Source organism: Mesorhizobium sp. M1078, from assembly GCF_040318615.1.
Taxonomy (GTDB): domain Bacteria; phylum Pseudomonadota; class Alphaproteobacteria; order Rhizobiales; family Rhizobiaceae; genus Mesorhizobium.
In genome coordinates, this window is record NZ_JAMYMP010000104.1 from 1 (window position 1) to 548 (window position 548).

General features: G+C 64.1%; 1 protein-coding gene. It reads right to left on the reverse strand.

Annotated elements, in window-relative coordinates; all coding sequences use genetic code 11:
* A partial coding sequence (locus NKH38_RS33300) for an EF-Tu C-terminal domain-related protein (RefSeq protein ID WP_352765760.1) occupies positions 1–548 on the reverse strand: 548 nt, incomplete at both ends.

Consider the following 548-nt stretch of genomic DNA (forward strand, 5'->3'; position numbering starts at 1 on the left):
CGGCCGCCTTCACGGATGGCGAAGCGCAGCTTCTCTTCCATGGCGATCGGCACGATCAGCTCGACATCGACCGTGATGTTGTCGCCGGGCATAACCATTTCCGTGCCTTCCGGCAGCGACACGATGCCGGTCACGTCGGTCGTGCGGAAGTAGAACTGCGGACGGTAGTTGGTGAAGAACGGCGTGTGACGGCCACCTTCGTCCTTGGTCAGGATGTAGGCTTCGGCCACGAACTTCTTGTGCGGCTTCACCGTACCGGGCTTGGCCAGAACCTGGCCGCGCTCGACGCCTTCACGATCAACGCCGCGCAGCAGCGCGCCGATGTTGTCGCCGGCCTGGCCCTGATCGAGCAGCTTGCGGAACATCTCGACGCCCGTGCAGGTCGTCTTGGTCGTCGGACGGATGCCGATGATTTCCAGTTCCTCGCCGACCTTGACGATGCCGCGCTCGACGCGGCCGGTCACGACCGTGCCACGGCCCGAGATCGAGAACACGTCTTCGATCGGCATCAGGAACGGCTTGTCCAGCGGACGAACCGGCGTCGGGAT